Origin of the sequence: Hungatella sp. SL.1.14 (genome assembly GCF_024460495.1) — a bacterium.
Classification (GTDB): Bacteria; Bacillota; Clostridia; order Lachnospirales; family Lachnospiraceae; genus Hungatella; species Hungatella hathewayi.
In genome coordinates, this window is record NZ_JANFYJ010000010.1 from 56,845 (window position 1) to 73,353 (window position 16,509).

Consider the following 16,509-nt stretch of genomic DNA (forward strand, 5'->3'; position numbering starts at 1 on the left):
CGTTTTCCATAAGAGAAGCTGTAAAAATCACGCAAAAAGAAAGAGTCCTTGTTAGGACTCGCTCTTATTGATAATGGTGATCTCTTCAATTTTCTTCTGGCGATCAAGCCAATCTTCGAATTCTTCTTTGTTTCTAAACTCTCGATAATCCTCGACTCCTGATCGCTTATACGTTATTTTAATCATAAAAGTCACTCTCCTTTCACAATAGGAGATGTAATTTTAGCGGACTAAATATTTCTCCTGTCAAAAACAGTCTCCCATCGTTCCCTTTTAATCGGCTTCATTTTTAAAGCCCACATAATCTGACGAAGTGTCACAGTGGGATAAAGCCCGTCCGTAGCCATTCCGGAATGTGTATCAAAGTATTCTTTAAAACGAGGATGCAAATATAAATCATCCGTAATCCATGGATCCACGTCTCCCCACCAGGTACTCTTTGTTTTCTCGTCAAATCTCTGCTGAATAACTGCCAGTCCCTTTTCTCCGATTTGGAACAGCGTGCAGCAATGATAGACTGGATGGTCACAAAAATATACTTTTCCGTACATCGACAAATAGATGTTCGGTTTTTCATAATGGTATCGCATCATTTATTCTCCAAAAAGAAAAAGCCTATGCCGAAGCATAGACCTTCTCTTAATAATATTTTTAGTCATCAAATAGCTTACATGACGTTTTGCAATACGGATATGGTCCTCCGCAGGCTCTGCATCCGGCTGGCGGAATATCTCCTTGTTCCATATCGAGCATTTCTTCCGTCCATTCTACTTCTTCATCGGACTCATACTCGTAATCCTCTTCGTCCACCTTTAATCCACACGATGGACAGATATAAATTCCGCATCCAGTCTTCGGATCTTCTGTTTGCCTCATGACGGCTCCACACCGATTGCAAATCGCATATCCGTTATTCAGGTACTCAATCAATTCAATACCTTCGGGTTTGATAATTTTGTAGCTCATAAATATTATCTCCTTTCGTTTTTCGAAAGAACCGCTATTATTGTACGGTTTCTTCCGGTGTACGGTCAAGAGACAAAGAGCTCTTTGTAGCATCTCCTTTCCATAATAGCGTCTGTAAAAATCACGCAAAAACGAAGAGGACATGTGTAAATCACGCCCTCCTCATTTCTGACCGGTTAATTATTTCTTTGTCGGTCTAAAACGATTGAATAATCCTCTGAATGTTGTTGAGGTATAGGTTCCCGTTTCTTCAAACTTGAATCCTTTCCGCATCCAGATACCATAGAACATTATCGGTATGAGAAGTTCTGCCGCTGCAATCCCCAGTTTGAAATATCGATCCTTCACTTGCTCGTCAAGCTGAGAACGCTTATACTGCTCATCCTGTACGTCGGCTTTGATCTGTTCGTCCAACTGAGATTTCTTAATCTCATTCTCCCGGACATTTGCTTCACTTTCCAACGTACGCCGGCTTCGCTTATCCTCTGCGTCCAGCTCACTTTTGGTTTCCTCGATTCTCAAACGGTAGAGTTTTGCCAGATCCTCTATAGCCTTTGATTTCTCTTCGCTACCCGAATCCAGAGAAGATATTGCTTGAATTTCCGCTGCTATCTCCTCATTCAACAATTCTTTGATGTTTTCACTCATTTTAGTTCTCCTTTCGTGAATTCATTAACTGCTCCATAAAAGGACTTGTTATTCGTGCGAAATATAATTTTTGATGTTGACTTTCAAGACTACATATCTTTTCTTATATATCGCATCCGCTCCCTTATGGGACAGCTCCAAAAACAAATAAGGTCCGCTGTCCGGATCGGATTGATCAACCCGCAGCGAACCAACGACATCCCTTCGGAATACCTGTCGTCCGAAGACAATTCCGATAACAATACCAACGATAATGCAAATAACCAGCTCCATATTTTGTTCTTCCTTTCAAAAACCTTTTTCCAGATTTCCCACCCGGGATTTTTTCAAATATCAACATAGCATGTCTTTCGGATACCTTGGTACTGTGTTTTAACCTAGGATAAAAAAGAAAGAGCCATTGCTGGCTCAATCTCTTAAAATTTAGTAACCCCTTCCCGTTCAAATGTTTCTAAAACCTTCGCTGTTAAAGATTCATACTCATCTGGGTAAAACTTTGCTATTGATTTTTGGCACGCCGTGATACCTTTTTGGTAGCTATAACTCGCTAACAATCCAATACCGCAACACGCACATACCCCAGCCGCAAACAGTCTACCAATTTGTTGTTTTCTAATTTTCGCGTTGATTTTCATAAGTTCTTCCATTATGTGTCACTCTCCTTTCACAATAGGAGATGTTATTTCTGCGTTCCTTCGCCCTCATACACGATCTTCTTTCTCATGTCGGACCAGGCAATATATCGCTCTTTCCGACACACGGGGCAATGGAATTTACACACCTTTCCTCCGATATCCACCACCTCTTTGCTGTCCGCCTCCAATCGACTTTGACAATTCGGACAGTTGAAGCGATAGACTTTTTTGACTGCTATGTCTACAATCTTCATTTCAATCCCTCACTTTATTCAGTAACCAGAAGAATCGTCTGTACAAGTTGTAATAAACATCCTTGCAGCATGGAATATTTAACCTAGCTTTCAATATATCGTAGGACCATCCCTCGGTTACTCCTTTTAAAATGTAAGTGGATAACTCTGCATCTGTCGCAATCGCCGCTTGCTCGACCGTCTTCATACGCTCTAAATAGTGAGATCGAGCTTCTGCACATCGAGCAGTCGGATCGCCAACCACCCCGTTCTTTGAAAATACTTCCATATCAGAAGGCCGCCGGCTAAGCCCATCCAGGGCGGCGTATGCTTTCTTCCATATCGGATACTGTAAACAGAAATGCTTCAGTTCATAGTAGCGATGACGTTCAATCCAATATGGATTTTTCTCAGATAATTCCGGGCGAATCGTTGTTCCCATATTAACGCTTCTCTCCTTTCCATAAATATCCGGTTTCTTCCCAGAGCCGCTTCGGAGAAATATAAAAGTTAATGCGTCCATACTTCGAATTCATCTCTTCAATGTTGGTAATCAACTTTCCGTTTCTAGTAGCCTTTCCAATAGGAAGCCATCCGGATATGATACCGGCTCGAACCCAGGAAGCATCTTTCCCATACACCCTGGCAACGACCGCTACCGGAACAGACCCCGGCGCAAATATAATTTCTTCCATTGGCTGTTACCTCCTTTCAACGGCTATTCTAGGATAAGAACCGCAATTTGTTAAAACAACCTCGGTGGCTATTTACATTGACTGAATGAAAAACCACAGTTAGAATGTAAAGTATCGAAAGGAGAACTATTTTTAAAGGGATGGAGGTGATGGTCATTGGTCAAAAAGCAGTACGTCTCTTATTCTAAGTGCTTTAAGCCGAAAGAGGAATCCAAACTTTTACCCGAGTACCTGGTTTTCCTTCTGAAGAATAAAGACACCAAAAAGCCTATGAATTGCAGGCAATGCTACACAAAGTAATTCATCACGAGAAGCCGCCACCAACGGCTTCTTTTGATTTTTAACCATTCTCCCCATCCCTTTAAAAATAGTTCTCCAAACGATAAAAAAGAAAGAGCCCTTGTTAGGACTCCATTCTCTTGAAATACAATTTTTGTAGTTTTGCTCTCATTCTTGTCAATTCAATTTGAATCGCTTCTGCCTGACCAAAATTCTTACATCGTAAAAGCATATCCTCGAATATACGAATCTTAGTTTGTAAGTGCTTTTCCTCTTTTGACATCCTGAATCTCCTTTCGATTTTGTCTTTCACAAAAGGAGTTGTAATTCTTGCGAATTCTTCCATCGAGCCATCGTCATCTCGCATGGATAATCTTCATATCCATATGTCTCGCAGGTAATGAATCCCTCTAGTACGCCACGAATCACTTCGGCTTCGTACTGCTTATAAGGGGAAATATAATCCGGCAATTCTCTGCGTATCTGTCCGCAGGAAGGACAACGAAACCGATTTACTTTTACCCATGAAGTTTTTCTTCCTTTAGTCCGAACAATTCTCAATACATTATCGTACCTCTTTAACCTTACTCCGCAATTCCGGCAGGTTAATTCCTCATTGCTAACCATATACCCATCCCTTTAAAAAGTTTAAGTGTAGGAGTTGACAATTCCTACACTATCATATATGATTACTAATGATAAATCAACCTTGCCGCACAAAAATCTCGATTTATAAAATATTTAAGGAGGTATTGAGAATGTTGATAAAATGCCCCGAGTGTGATCTACAGGTTAGCGATAAAGCTACTTTCTGCCCGCATTGTGGCTATCCGCTACAACCCGATATCAAACAACGAAAGCCTCGAAGCAAAAATAACAAGCGAAGGCGACTTCCTAACGGTTTCGGACAGATAAGCGAAATCAAAAATCGTAATCTCAGGAACCCCTTTCGAGCTATGGTCACAGTTGGAAAGACATCCACCGGACGTCCAATATGTAAACCATTAAAACCGGAGTCATATTTTCCAACGTACAATGATGCATATACGGCCCTGGTGGAATACAATAAAAACCCGTATGATCTGGAACCAGATATTACGATAAAGGAACTGTATGAAAAATGGCTCAGTGAATACTTAAAAGATGCATCTGATACTTATATACGTTCTGTAAATTCCGCATGGACATATTGTTCTTCCATATACGATATGCGCGCAAAAGATGTTAGGGCTCGACACATTAAAGGATGTATGGAAGAGGGATTTCGAATCGAAACGAGAGGAAAAAAGAAAGGAGAAAAAATCCATCCATCACCAAGTACAAAATCCAGAATAAAATCTTTATTTAATACTATGTTTGACTACGCTCTTGAGTATGAAATCGTTCCTATGAATTATGCAAGAACATTTGAAATTTCTGGAGACATTATTGTTGAAATAGAGAAAAACAAGAAAAAACACTTTCCATTTACCGATGATGAAATGAAAGTTTTGTGGCAAAATGTTGATAATGTAAAATTTGCTGATTGGATTCTCATTCAATGTTATATGGGTTGGCGCCCGCAAGAACTCGCTACCTTACGGTTGGACGAGGTCAATTTAGAAAAAAGGTATATGCAAGCTGGAATGAAGACAGAAGCAGGGAAGCAACGGATAGTTCCTATTCATCCAAGAATCCTAAAATTCGTTGAACGTAATTATAAATTTGCAATTTCTATCAATAGTGAATATCTTTTTAATGATAAAGGACAGACACATTCCGGTTCCTGGTCTGTAACGTACGACAAATACGCTAATCGTTTTGAAAAAGTGATTAGTCAATTGAATCTAAACCCGAATCATAGACCTCATGATCCACGAACAACCTTTGTTACGATGGGGAAAAAATCCGGTATGGATGAGTATGCACTTAAAGAAATGGTTGGACATACCATACAAGACATAACAGAATCTACTTATACTGTCCGCGATTTGGAATGGCTGAGAGAAGATATAGAAAAAATAAAATAGCTTGTTTTTAGTGTAGGAATATGGGTGTAGAAGTAGTGTAGGGATAATGTATGAGTTACATACATTTCCCTACTTTTTTCTACTTTTAACAACATCTTAAATCCTTAATTTTACTGGATTTCTTAGAATTTCCCAGCCTTTGCCGCTTCCTCAATGCTAACCGCAACCGCAACCGTCATACCAACCATCGGGTTATTGCCTGCACCGATCAGACCCATCATCTCTACGTGAGCCGGAACGGAGGAAGAACCTGCGAACTGTGCATCAGAGTGCATACGTCCCATAGTATCTGTCATACCGTAGGAAGCAGGACCTGCTGCCATGTTGTCCGGGTGAAGTGTACGTCCTGTACCGCCGCCGGAAGCTACGGAGAAGTACTTCTTGCCCTTCTCATTACATTCCTTCTTATAGGTACCTGCAACCGGATGCTGGAATCTGGTCGGGTTGGTGGAGTTACCGGTAATGGAAACGTCAACGCCTTCCTTCCACATGATTGCAACGCCTTCTGTTACGTCATTGGAACCGTAACAGTTAACTTTTGCTCTTAAGCCTTCAGAGTAGGACTTTCTCCACAGTTCTTTTACTTCGCCTGTGTAGTAATCCATTTCAGTCTCTACATAAGTAAAGCCGTTGATTCTGGAGATAACCTGAGCGGCATCTTTTCCCAAACCGTTTAAGATAACTCTTAATGGTTTCTGACGAACCTTGTTGGCCTTCTCTGCGATACCGATCGCGCCCTCTGCTGCTGCGAAGGACTCGTGCCCTGCTAAGAAGCAGAAGCAGTCGGTCGCTTCTTCCAGTAACATCTTGCCTAAGTTTCCATGGCCTAAACCAACCTTACGCTGATCAGCAACGGAACCCGGGATACAGAAGGACTGAAGTCCTTCACCGATTGCTGCTGCTGCATCTGCTGCCTTACGGCATCCCTTCTTGATTGCGATGGCTGCGCCAACAGTATAGGCCCACTTCGCATTCTCGAAGCAGATTGGCTGGATGGATTCTACCTGCTTATATACATCTAAACCAGCATCTTTTGTGATCTTCTCAGCTTCTTCAATAGAAGCAATTCCGTAGCTGTTTAATACTTCATTGATCTGTTTGATACGTCTCTCATATGATTCAAATAAAGCCATTATCTTGTCCTCCTTGTTATTTGGCTATGTCAAATTCTGCAGATGGAAAACCGGAACGAATATGTATGACTCCGGCCTGTCCCATTATTCATGTCTTGGGTCGATAATCTTAACAGCATCAGCAACACGGCCGTACTGTCCCTTTGCTTTCTCCCATGCAGTATTCGGATCGTCGCCCTTCTTGATGAAATCTGTCATCTTTCCAAGGCTTACAAACTGATAGCCGATGATCTGATCGTCCGCATCCAGTGCAATACCGGTTACATAACCTTCAGCCATTTCAAGGTAACGAGGACCTTTCTTTAAGGTTCCGTACATGGTACCAACCTGAGAGCGAAGTCCCTTTCCTAAGTCTTCCAGTCCGGCACCGACAGGAAGTCCCTCTTCTGAGAATGCACTCTGGGTTCTGCCGTATGCGATCTGTAAGAATAATTCTCTCATTGCTGTATTGATTGCGTCACAGACAAGGTCTGTATTTAACGCTTCTAAAACGGTTAAACCTGGCAGAATCTCAGCAGCCATAGCAGCGGAGTGAGTCATACCGGAACATCCGATGGTCTCTACCAGTGCTTCCTGAATGATGCCTTCTTTAACATTTAAAGTCAGCTTACATGCGCCCTGCTGAGGAGCACACCAGCCAACGCCATGTGTTAAACCGGAGATATCTTTAACTTCTTTAGATTTTACCCATTTTGCTTCTTCTGGGATTGGAGCAGCGCCGTGATGAACGCCCTGTGCCACTGTGCACATCTCTTCTACTTCCTGTGAATAAATCATGTTAAAACTCCTTTCGAATAAGTAATAATTGTGAAAAGTACTTTGTTAAATATATCACATCATACTTAGCTATATTCTCTCACAGAATGTCGAATTCCGCAAGTATTTTTTGGATTTCCCTGTAATATTAAGGGGGCTGCGATACAGTTTCATACGTTTCCTTCCCATATCAAAAAATCACTGTTTTTTCCAGATCAATATCATTGAGAAAAAAGGGACAACCACGCCCATAGCCATCACTGCCATGCACAGATAGATTGTTGATTTCGTATTATATCCAACGATCAGCATCTGTTTTGGTTTATCCGGATTATAGCGGACCGCGACAGTATCTCCCACCTTCAGCTTCTGTCTGTTGGTCCCGCTGCCGGAGGTAATCTGATATCCCTTCCCGTTTACAAAATACCTGACAACCGGATATAGAATTTTATCGCTGCTGGACATAGATATTTCCGAATCAAAATCCACTATAATTCCCTCCGTATCTGCTGTACAGTTCTGCCACTTTTCCGACATCCGACTGTAATTCATATATCCAATACTGATCGCTATCACGGCAAAAAAGAGAAGCGAGATTGTTCCCAGCCACTTCATGGTTAATCCTCCCGGTTTCATAATTTAATACGTAAAACAGTTAAAAAGTATATCACAGAGACACGTTTCCATGATATGAAATGCTGCCCGGCATCGCCGGGCAGCACAAACCCCCTGTTTCCAATTCCTTTCCGACCGTCCCTTTCTGACCACCCCTTTTTAAACCTCTTCCGCCTTCCCGTTTCTTTCCAGCCGCTTTAAAAATGGGAGCATAATCATCACGTACGTTACCGAAAAAACTACACTGGCTGCTATTGCCGCCTTATTCCGGTGCCGCCGGGGAATTTCCATTCCCAACAGAAAGCCGGCCGCACAGACACAAAGCTTCAGCAGTGCCACATCACGGATCTTCCAGGTCGTTATATATTCGTCTGCAGTATCCAACCATCGTTTCATAGGCACGTCCTCCTTTTATGCTTCCATTATACCATCAGAAGCACCTGTGATTCAATGGTTTTTCACCGATTATCCGAGCCGGACCGCAGTCTCCACAGCCTGCCTCACCGCCTCCAGTGCCTGAGCGGGCTGTGAGGCGTCACCGATTAAAACAGCCTCCGGATAAGCCTCTTTCAGTTCATCAAAAAGCGCTCTGGCCGGACGTGCACCGCATGCATAGATCACATGGGTAAATCCGCCAAACGTCTCCTGCACGCCATGCCTTTCCACGGTCACATCACTGCCGTTTACGGACATCAGCTTCGTTCCGGTCATCATGGTAATCTCCGGCCGGTTCAGCCGTATCATAGTCGGCACCCGATTATTCACCACCATGCCCGCTCCGATTTCATCCGCCATCTCAATCATGGTAATATGAAGGCTTCCACGTTTCTGATGCATCAGATATTCACAGATCTCACACCCTACCATACCGCCTCCGACCACCAGAACATTTCCTCCGGGGATTACCGTCTCCCCACTCAGCACCTGCCAGGCCGTCACGGCCTGTTCCGGATCGATTCCCGGCACCGGCGGGAGCATCTCTTTGGCGCCGGTGGCCAGAATCAGCACCTCGGGAGCAAGGCCGTCTATGACAGCCCTGTCGGCTGCCGTATTCAGCCGGACGTCTACGGACAGCCGTTCCAGTTCATGCTCCAGATAGACGATCCACTTGCTCAGTTCCTGCTTATGGGGTGGAATGCAGGCAAGCCGCATCTGGCCTCCCAGCTCCATTTCCCGCTCCAGAAGTACCACCTCATGGCCGCGTACCGCAAATGCCCTGGCGCAGGCCATTCCGCCGATTCCGCCGCCCACGATCACCACTCGTTTCGGCTGCTCCGCCGCTGTAAGCTCCAGTTCTTTTTCTCTTCCTGCCGCCGGATTGATCACACAGGAGGCCGGGTGACGTTTTGTCTGTTCCCCTACACAGCCGATAGCACAGGCCGCACACGGTGCAATTCCTTCGTAATCTCCGGCTTCCATCTTATTTACAAAGTCGGGATCCGCAATCAGGGCACGCCCCAGCACTACACCGTCCACCTTCCCCGAATCAACGAGATACCCGGCAAAGCGCGGTTCATTAATTTTACCCACCACAATAACCGGGACTGACGCAGCCTCATGAAGCGCTTCTGCCTCCGGAACATTGACGCCCTGCACCTCTCCGTGACACGGAATAATCTTATTGCACCGCTCATACTGGGTTCCCCCGCTGATTTCAAACGCAGCCACTCCGTGCCGTTCCAAAACAGGGACGAGATACTTCATGTCTTCCAGTGTATTGCCCTGTTCATCCCGCTCGCTTCCCGACATTCGCAGAATAACAGGAAAATCAGGGCCGCAGGCCTCCCGGATCGCATCGAGAACCTCGCACAGCAGGCGGGCCCGGTTATCCAGGCTTCCGCCGTAACGGTCCGTCCGTTTGTTTCTCATGGGCGATAAAAATGATCCCAACAGCATATAGGCGTGCGCACAGTGCAGTTCAATCCCGTCAAAACCGGCACGCCTGGCATCGTATGCGCCTTTTGCGTATTTCTGTATGATTCCGGGTATTTCCTCCAGCGTTACAGCCCTTGTCCTCTGAGCCATGGAATTTAAGTAAACACTGCTGGCCACAGGAGGTATCCCCCGGAATGCACTGACGCTCTCCGGCCCCGGATGGGTGATCTGCGGAATTATTTTTGTCCCGTACTCATGGATTCTGTCTGTAAAACGGCGGTAGGATGCAATGCTCTCTTCATTTCTAAAGCACAGAGTATTTCCCAGATACGGCACATCCGGGTCGACAGAAAGCGCGTCGGTAATGATACAGCCAACGCCGCCTCTGGCTCTTGCCAGCCAGTATTCCTGCATCGTCTCATTGACCGTCCCGTCCGGACTCTCGTATCCGAGAGACATGGGCGCCATAAAAACGGCATTTTTAACAGTCATGGACCCTATCTTCAGTTCTTCCAGTAATCTGGATTTCATGGATCATTCCTCCTCTTCTGTTGAACGCTCTATTTGCGGCAAAACAAGCTCCGCATTCTCTGCCTACAGGCTTCTCGCAGCCTCAAAACCTTCCGCCACCGCATCGATCGCCCGCCTTGCCTGTTTCGCATCGCCAATGACAGTAAACTCAATTCCGGCGCTCTCACAGGCTTCTCTCAATGCACTGCTGTCCCTGGAGACGGATCCCACAGCCAGAACTACACTGTCACAGGCCACAGTCCGTTTTCCCTCCGGTGTATCGACTACGACTCCGGTCTCATCAATTTCGAGACATAAGGCGCTTGTGATTATCTCCACGCCTTCACCGCCAAGCTTCTGCATCACGGCAAGCTTCCGGAGCATGCCTAAATCTTCCCCCGCTTTCTCCTTCATTTCCAGCACCTTCACAGCGTGTCCGGCTGCCGCCAGCGCATCTGCGGTCTCAAGCCCCACCAAACCGCCTCCGATCACGCATACGTCTCCTTCCGGCTCTATTTCATGCTCCAGAACTGCGTTGGCCTGACAGACCATTTTCTTTTCACTCCCCGGAAGCTTAAGCGCAACAGGAGCCGATCCGATGGCCGCAATCACGGCATCCGGTTTTTCTTCCTGAATAAGCTCTGCGGTGAGCGGCGTATGGCAGCGAACCTCCACACCGGACCGTTCCACCAGCCGCCCAAAGGAGACGGCTGCCTGCTTCATCTCCGCTTTTCCCGGAGCCTGGCCCGCCGTGATAAACTGACCTCCCAGACGGTCGCCCGCCTCAAAGATAACCGGCTGGTGCCCTCGCTCATGAAGCACCCGGGCCGCCTCCAGTCCGGCCATTCCTCCGCCTGCGATATAAACCCGTTTCGATGTCTCCGCCTTCGTAAGCTTCCACTCCTCCTCATGCCCCAGGCACGGATTTCTCAGACATGTGATAAACGGCCTGTTCCTTAAATCACAGAATCCATCATAGCAGCCCTGATTACAGCCGACGCAGTGGATGATATCCTCTGTTCTGCCCTCCTTCGCCTTGTTGCAAAACTCCGGATCGGCCAGCTGGGCTCTTCCCATGACAATCAGATCGGCCTTATCCGCCTCCAGAATTTCTTCGGCCTGCTCCGCCGTATTGATCCGGCCTACGGCAATGGTCACCATCTTCGTTTCTCTTCTGATTCTCGCGGCATTCTCCACATTGAAACCCCTCGGAATATCAATGGGCGGAACCTCATATACCGAACCGGCTGTGATGATATTTCCCCTGGACACGTCCAGAACGTCCACTCCATTTTCTCCTGCAATACAGCAGAATTCGATAACTTCCTCGATGGTCAGGCCGCCGGGAAGATAATCATCGTGAGCGTCGATGCGCATGAACAGCGGCATATCCCCGGGAATGGCGCTGCGGATCGCCCTGATGCACTCCAGCGGAAATCTCGACCGTTTCTCAAAGCTTCCTCCATACTCGTCCGTCCTGTGATTAAGGCCTCCGCTTAAAAAGGAATGAGGCAGATAGTTATGAGCGCAGTGGAATTCAATGCAGTCGTATCCCGCCTCCACACAACGCGCCGCCGCATGTTTATAGCACTCCACGATCTCCCGGATTCCTTCCGGTGTTATAGCCGTCAGCTTCTTTCCGGCAAATTCCATATCGTTGACCACCAGCATCTCTGCTCTGGGGTCAAATGTGGTGGCAATGGATCCCTGCCATAACTGGATCGCTGCTTTTCCGCCGTTTTGGTGGATGGCATCCGTCAGCTTCTTATGCCCCTCAATCAGGCTGTCATCACTGATGGACACAAAGTGTGCCGGTGCACTGGGCGTATGTACCGCGGCTACCTCCACAATGTTTAAGCCGCAGCCTCCGGCCGCCCTGGCTGCATGGTAAGCAACGAGTCTCGGTGTAATTTCTCCCTTTTCCCCTGCCATACGGGTACCCATGGCTGGCAGAACCACCCTGTTTTTCAGTTCCAGGCCTCTGATCGTAACCGGAGAAAATAATCTGTCATACATAGAAAAAACCTCCTTCGCATATTGAACGTGATACATCCATTATAGCAAAGAAGGGCTTCCCTATATATTCACATTATGAAGTTTTATTATCATTTTTTGTCAGGCCGCGCCGGCCTCATGTTCCGGCGCCTCTCTCCCTCATTATTTCCCGGTATTCCTCCGGCGTCTGGTTCATCCAGCGCTTAAAATGCCGCAGAAATGTGGAATGGGAATTAAATCCGCAGAGAGATGCTATTTCCAGAACCGTCCTGTCCCCCGTCCGCAAAAAGGAGCAGGCGTAAGAGACACGAACCTGAGCCAGGAGCTCTTCGAACGGATTCCCAAACACCTGTTTAAAAATCTGTTTCACCGTATATGGCTTCATACAGAACTTCTCACACAAATCCCGGAGGGTGATATCCTCGGAAAAATGAATATGAATATACTGCAGGAACTGCATCGCCGGACCGGCCCCGCTCCCCGGCGGCATAATCCCGATGCTTTTCGCCTGATACTCCCGAGGAGTCATCCCGCAGTACTGCTTAAATACCTTGTAAAATGCGGCGGCAGAAGAAAAATTCAGCTGGTCACTGATATATTCCATGGACAATTCCGGGAAATGCAGCAGTGCGCAGGCATTGATCACCTTACCGAACTGTTTGAGCTGAAAAAAGGTAAATCCACATGCCTCCTTCATTCTCCGGTTCAGCGTTTCTGGACTGATCCCTTCCTCCTCCGTCATATCCTCCAGCGTAATATCCTCTCCCGTGGCGAGTATCACTTTCTCAATCATACTCCACACGGTCCGCTCCTTTCGCGGCCTTTTCCCGATTTCCTCATAGGCGTACCGGCAGTAATAAGCGTGCAGCTCCAGTGTCTTGTACTCAATCATATTCAGCCGCTCAAACCGGGCCTCCTTCTCCTCACGAAGAAGGCTTTTCACCAGCGCCTCCACCTCTTCCCTCTCTTCCCCGGAGAGCTGTACCACAGGCCTCGTATCATACACCAGCCGGGCGTTGGCATGCTTCGGATGCCGTTCCCAGCTCATATACATAAAAAGCCCGATGTGGAACCGGATCACCGCCACATCGAGCTTCTCCTCCACCGCCTCCACATGGTGGAAGTGATGGGAATACAAGCAGAACAGACTGCCCGGCACCGCGTCGTAGGCATACCCGTTTACCGATATGGTGCCCTTTCCGGACAACACATAGAAGAGCTCCACCCGCTCATGGAGATACGGTTCGGTAGGCCCGTCGATGCTTCGGCGTTCGATCCCGATCTCCTTCTCCACATAATTGTCATAATGGTTGATGCCCGTATACCAGTCATTCTGCTGTTTCATATGATTAATCTCACTTTATACGATTTTATCCCGCACCGGATGGCCCTCGCAGTGCATCCTCAGCCTATACAATTCTTCTGACTGATAAAATCGTCCTGTATGTAGCCGTACCGACTTTAATTCCTGTCGACGGCGTGCTGGCGTGAACAATCTGCCCGTTTCCGATATAGATCGCAACGTGGCCGGCGTAGCAGATCAAATCTCCCGGCTGCGCCTCCGAGTAAGACACCTCGCGTCCCGCAGAACGCTGCTCCGAAGAGCTTCTCGGCAGTGAGTAGCCAAAGTGCTTGTATACCTGCTGCACAAATCCGGAACAGTCAGCTCCGTTGGTTAAGCTCGTCCCGCCGTATACGTAGGGATTTCCAACAAACTGCAAACCGTAATCCGCAACCGCGCGTCCTTCTGCCGAACCGCCGCTGCTCTTTACCGCGGCAGGACCGGTATACTTATCGTTGGCCGATGTCTTCTTAGAAGTAGACGTGGCCGCCGCTTTTTTCTTTGCCGCTTCCGCTTCTGCCTTCTTTCTGGCTTCCTCGGCCGCCTTCTGCTTTCTGGCCTCTTCCTCCTTCGCCTTCTGGATCTCCTGGTTTTTCTTCTCTACCGTCTTGGCATAATCCGCCGCATCCTTCTTCGCCTGGGCTAACTGGGCGTCAAAATTGCTGACTTCCTTCTTCTTATTGGCGATGGTGGTCTCCAGCTGGGATCTCTGCCCCTGAAGCTCCAGCTCCATAACCTCCATCTCAGCCTTGTCATTCTCCAGCTGCGCCTTATAGTCGGCCACCTGCTGCTTCGTCTCCTGATACGTATCCAGCATCTTCCTGTCATAGGAATAAATGCTTTCCACATACTCCGCTTTGTTTAAAAGGTCCGACATGCTCTTTACCTGCAAAAAGATATCGAGATACTCCGTATCGCCCTTCTCATACATATACTGAATCCGCTTTTTCATGGCGGCATACTGCTTTTCTTCTTCTTTTTTGGCGGCATCATAATCGATCTCCGCCTGCTTGATATCCGCTTCCTTGTCAGCGATATCCGTCTCCAGGAACTGGATATCGGTGAGCAGAGCCGTTAAATCTGAGGTCAGCTTCGATACCTGTGCGCTGACGGCGTTCTTGTTAGCCTCTGCTGCCTCCGCTTTTTTCTTGGCCTCGTCCAGCTTCTGCTGTGCCTCTTTTTTCTCTTTTTCCGCCTTGGATGTCGCCCAGGCGGGAACGGTCTGTGTACATACCATACTTCCGATTAACAGACTGCAGCCGATTCTTCTCAGCCACTTCCGAAAATGATTGCTTCTAAACTGTATTTTTATATTCATCGCTGGTCCTTCGCTCTGTTTTCATTTGGAATTTTTATGTAGAATTACTCTAACTCTTATGTTAACCGAAACCATGGGTAAAATTCAACCCTTATTTTATATATTTTATATTTTTTTTATTTTTCTGTTACTGTTCTCTTTCTCCCGCATGGCTTTCAATTCCTCCAGTACTCTCAGCACAATGAAGGTCGCCAGTACAAAGGTAAAGACATCCGCAACCGGCTGAGCCAGCTGAACCCCCATAATTCCGCAGATTCTCGGGAGAATAAGCAGGGAAGGGATTAAAAACAGTCCCTGGCGTCCCATGGCTACCAGCGAAGCGCGGAACCCGTATCCGATGGACTGGGTCAGCATATTGACCATAATTACCCACGCCTGAAGCGGAAGCGTTAAGATCTGGAGCCGCAGCGCCAGCGTACCGATCCGGATTACCTCCATATCTTCCCGGCGGAATGCGGTAATAATCGGACGGCTGACTGCAAACGCAATGATTCCGAAACAGGTCAGCATCGTAATTGCCACCTTCACGCAGAACCAGAACGCCTCCAGCACACGGTCATACCGCTTCGCACCGAAATTAAAGCCGCATACCGGCTGAAAGCCCTGGCCGAAACCGATGAGAGCTGAGTTAATGAACATCATAAATCTGGAGACAATCGACATGGCTGCAATCGCTGAATCGCCAAACGGTCCGGCCGCAAAATTTAAGATCACCGTCGCCACACTGGCAAGACCCTGGCGGCAGAAGGAGGGAAGTCCGGCGTGCAGAATCTCTCCATACATCTTCCAGGTGGGTGTAAAATTGGCAAGCCTCAGCCGGATGCTTCCTTCCCTGAAATTACACTGATAGAACAGGATTCCAAAGCTGATCATCTGACTCACCATCGTCGCAACGGCCGCTCCGGCAATTCCCATGTGAAATCCAAAGATTAAAACAGGATCGAGAATCATGTTCAAAATACCGCCCGCAGTGATTCCAATCATGGAATACATGGCATTTCCCTGAGCACGGAGAATGTTGTTCATGACAAAGGAAGACATCATAAACGGAGCGGCAATCAGAATATAGATTCCATAGTCCATCGCATAGGGAGCGATGGTTTCCGTCGCTCCCAGAAGGAATACCAGCGGCCGCAGGAAGGTCAGTCCGAAGACCGTAATGAGTATTCCGATTATCAGTGCCGTAAAAAATGCGGTAGCCGCTGATTTATCCGCTTCCCCTCCGTTTCGGTCTCCCAGGGAACGCGAGATGTAGTTCCCGCTCCCCATCCCCAGAGTGAATCCGATGGCCTGTATCATGGCCATGGCGGAGAACATGACGCCCACCGCCCCGGACGCGCTGGTTCCGATCTGACTGACAAAAAAGGTGTCCGCCATATTATAGATTGAGGTCACCAGCATACTGATGATGGTTGGAACCGCCAGCCGCGGGATCAGCGTGGAAACCGGCGTTTCAATCATCTGTACAAACCGTTCCTCCTGTGTCATCGGTTTCTTCAT

The 16,509-nt window shown here is 47.3% G+C and carries 20 protein-coding genes; 1 reads left to right on the forward strand and 19 read right to left on the reverse strand.

The window, feature by feature from the left end:
* Window positions 1-51: 51 nt before the first annotated feature.
* The 10 genes from NE473_RS12575 to NE473_RS12620 form a co-directional block, all read right to left on the reverse strand.
* Entirely contained in the window at window positions 52-186 is a 135-nt protein-coding gene (locus tag NE473_RS12575; RefSeq protein ID WP_007868868.1) for a hypothetical protein, read from the reverse strand.
* Between the two features lie 44 nt (window positions 187-230).
* On the reverse strand, window positions 231-593 hold the full coding sequence (locus NE473_RS12580; protein ID WP_007868870.1) for a hypothetical protein: 363 nt from the start codon (window positions 591-593) through the stop codon (window positions 231-233).
* A 58-nt stretch (window positions 594-651) separates the two neighbouring features.
* Window positions 652-966, reverse strand: a complete 315-nt coding sequence (locus NE473_RS12585) for a hypothetical protein (protein WP_007868872.1) — start codon at window positions 964-966, stop codon at window positions 652-654.
* A gap of 180 nt (window positions 967-1,146) precedes the next feature.
* Window positions 1,147-1,614 (reverse strand): hypothetical protein, encoded by a 468-nt coding sequence (locus NE473_RS12590; protein ID WP_007868874.1) that lies wholly within the window; start codon window positions 1,612-1,614, stop codon window positions 1,147-1,149.
* Window positions 1,615-1,662: 48 nt separating this feature from the next.
* Window positions 1,663-1,887 (reverse strand): hypothetical protein, encoded by a 225-nt coding sequence (locus tag NE473_RS12595; protein ID WP_007868875.1) that lies wholly within the window; start codon window positions 1,885-1,887, stop codon window positions 1,663-1,665.
* A gap of 143 nt (window positions 1,888-2,030) precedes the next feature.
* Entirely contained in the window at window positions 2,031-2,261 is a 231-nt protein-coding gene (locus NE473_RS12600; protein ID WP_007868878.1) for a hypothetical protein, read from the reverse strand.
* A 32-nt stretch (window positions 2,262-2,293) separates the two neighbouring features.
* Entirely contained in the window at window positions 2,294-2,503 is a 210-nt protein-coding gene (locus tag NE473_RS12605; protein WP_007868901.1) for a hypothetical protein, read from the reverse strand.
* Window position 2,504: 1 nt separating this feature from the next.
* Window positions 2,505-2,924: a hypothetical protein gene (locus NE473_RS12610; protein ID WP_007868904.1), complete on the reverse strand. Its 420-nt coding sequence runs from the start codon at window positions 2,922-2,924 to the stop codon at window positions 2,505-2,507.
* Between the two features lies 1 nt (window position 2,925).
* Complete coding sequence (locus tag NE473_RS12615) at window positions 2,926-3,177, reverse strand: hypothetical protein (RefSeq protein ID WP_006781058.1); 252 nt, start codon at window positions 3,175-3,177, stop codon at window positions 2,926-2,928.
* Window positions 3,178-3,765: 588 nt separating this feature from the next.
* Entirely contained in the window at window positions 3,766-4,083 is a 318-nt protein-coding gene (locus NE473_RS12620) for a DUF6431 domain-containing protein (protein ID WP_081034798.1), read from the reverse strand.
* Between the two features lie 131 nt (window positions 4,084-4,214).
* Between NE473_RS12620 and NE473_RS12625 the strand changes: the two genes are divergently transcribed.
* A complete protein-coding gene (locus tag NE473_RS12625) occupies window positions 4,215-5,465 on the forward strand; it encodes a site-specific integrase (protein ID WP_006781060.1) in 1,251 nt (416 codons plus the stop codon).
* Window positions 5,466-5,587: 122 nt separating this feature from the next.
* On the opposite strand, the gene NE473_RS12630 is transcribed toward NE473_RS12625, so the two are convergent.
* From NE473_RS12630 to NE473_RS12670, 9 genes are all read right to left on the reverse strand, one after another.
* Complete coding sequence (locus NE473_RS12630; RefSeq protein ID WP_006774559.1) at window positions 5,588-6,598, reverse strand: GGGtGRT protein; 1,011 nt, start codon at window positions 6,596-6,598, stop codon at window positions 5,588-5,590.
* Window positions 6,599-6,682: 84 nt separating this feature from the next.
* Entirely contained in the window at window positions 6,683-7,375 is a 693-nt protein-coding gene (locus NE473_RS12635) for an iron-sulfur cluster assembly scaffold protein (protein WP_006774560.1), read from the reverse strand.
* A gap of 177 nt (window positions 7,376-7,552) precedes the next feature.
* On the reverse strand, window positions 7,553-7,969 hold the full coding sequence (locus NE473_RS12640; protein ID WP_055649090.1) for a DUF3592 domain-containing protein: 417 nt from the start codon (window positions 7,967-7,969) through the stop codon (window positions 7,553-7,555).
* A gap of 159 nt (window positions 7,970-8,128) precedes the next feature.
* Window positions 8,129-8,365, reverse strand: a complete 237-nt coding sequence (locus NE473_RS12645; protein WP_006774563.1) for a hypothetical protein — start codon at window positions 8,363-8,365, stop codon at window positions 8,129-8,131.
* A 69-nt stretch (window positions 8,366-8,434) separates the two neighbouring features.
* Window positions 8,435-10,375: an oxidoreductase gene (locus NE473_RS12650; protein WP_006774564.1), complete on the reverse strand. Its 1,941-nt coding sequence runs from the start codon at window positions 10,373-10,375 to the stop codon at window positions 8,435-8,437.
* Between the two features lie 63 nt (window positions 10,376-10,438).
* Complete coding sequence (baiCD, locus tag NE473_RS12655) at window positions 10,439-12,370, reverse strand: bile acid Fe-S flavoenzyme BaiCD (RefSeq protein ID WP_055649089.1); 1,932 nt, start codon at window positions 12,368-12,370, stop codon at window positions 10,439-10,441.
* 115 nt (window positions 12,371-12,485) lie between these two features.
* Window positions 12,486-13,694, reverse strand: coding sequence for a helix-turn-helix transcriptional regulator (locus NE473_RS12660; RefSeq protein WP_055649088.1), 1,209 nt, complete (start codon window positions 13,692-13,694; stop codon window positions 12,486-12,488).
* Window positions 13,695-13,758: 64 nt separating this feature from the next.
* The gene (locus NE473_RS12665; protein ID WP_006774567.1) at window positions 13,759-15,009 is read right to left on the reverse strand and encodes a C40 family peptidase; all 1,251 of its coding nucleotides are present in this window, start codon (window positions 15,007-15,009) and stop codon (window positions 13,759-13,761) included.
* 105 nt (window positions 15,010-15,114) lie between these two features.
* Window positions 15,115-16,509 (reverse strand): MATE family efflux transporter, encoded by a 1,395-nt coding sequence (locus NE473_RS12670; protein ID WP_055649087.1) that lies wholly within the window; start codon window positions 16,507-16,509, stop codon window positions 15,115-15,117.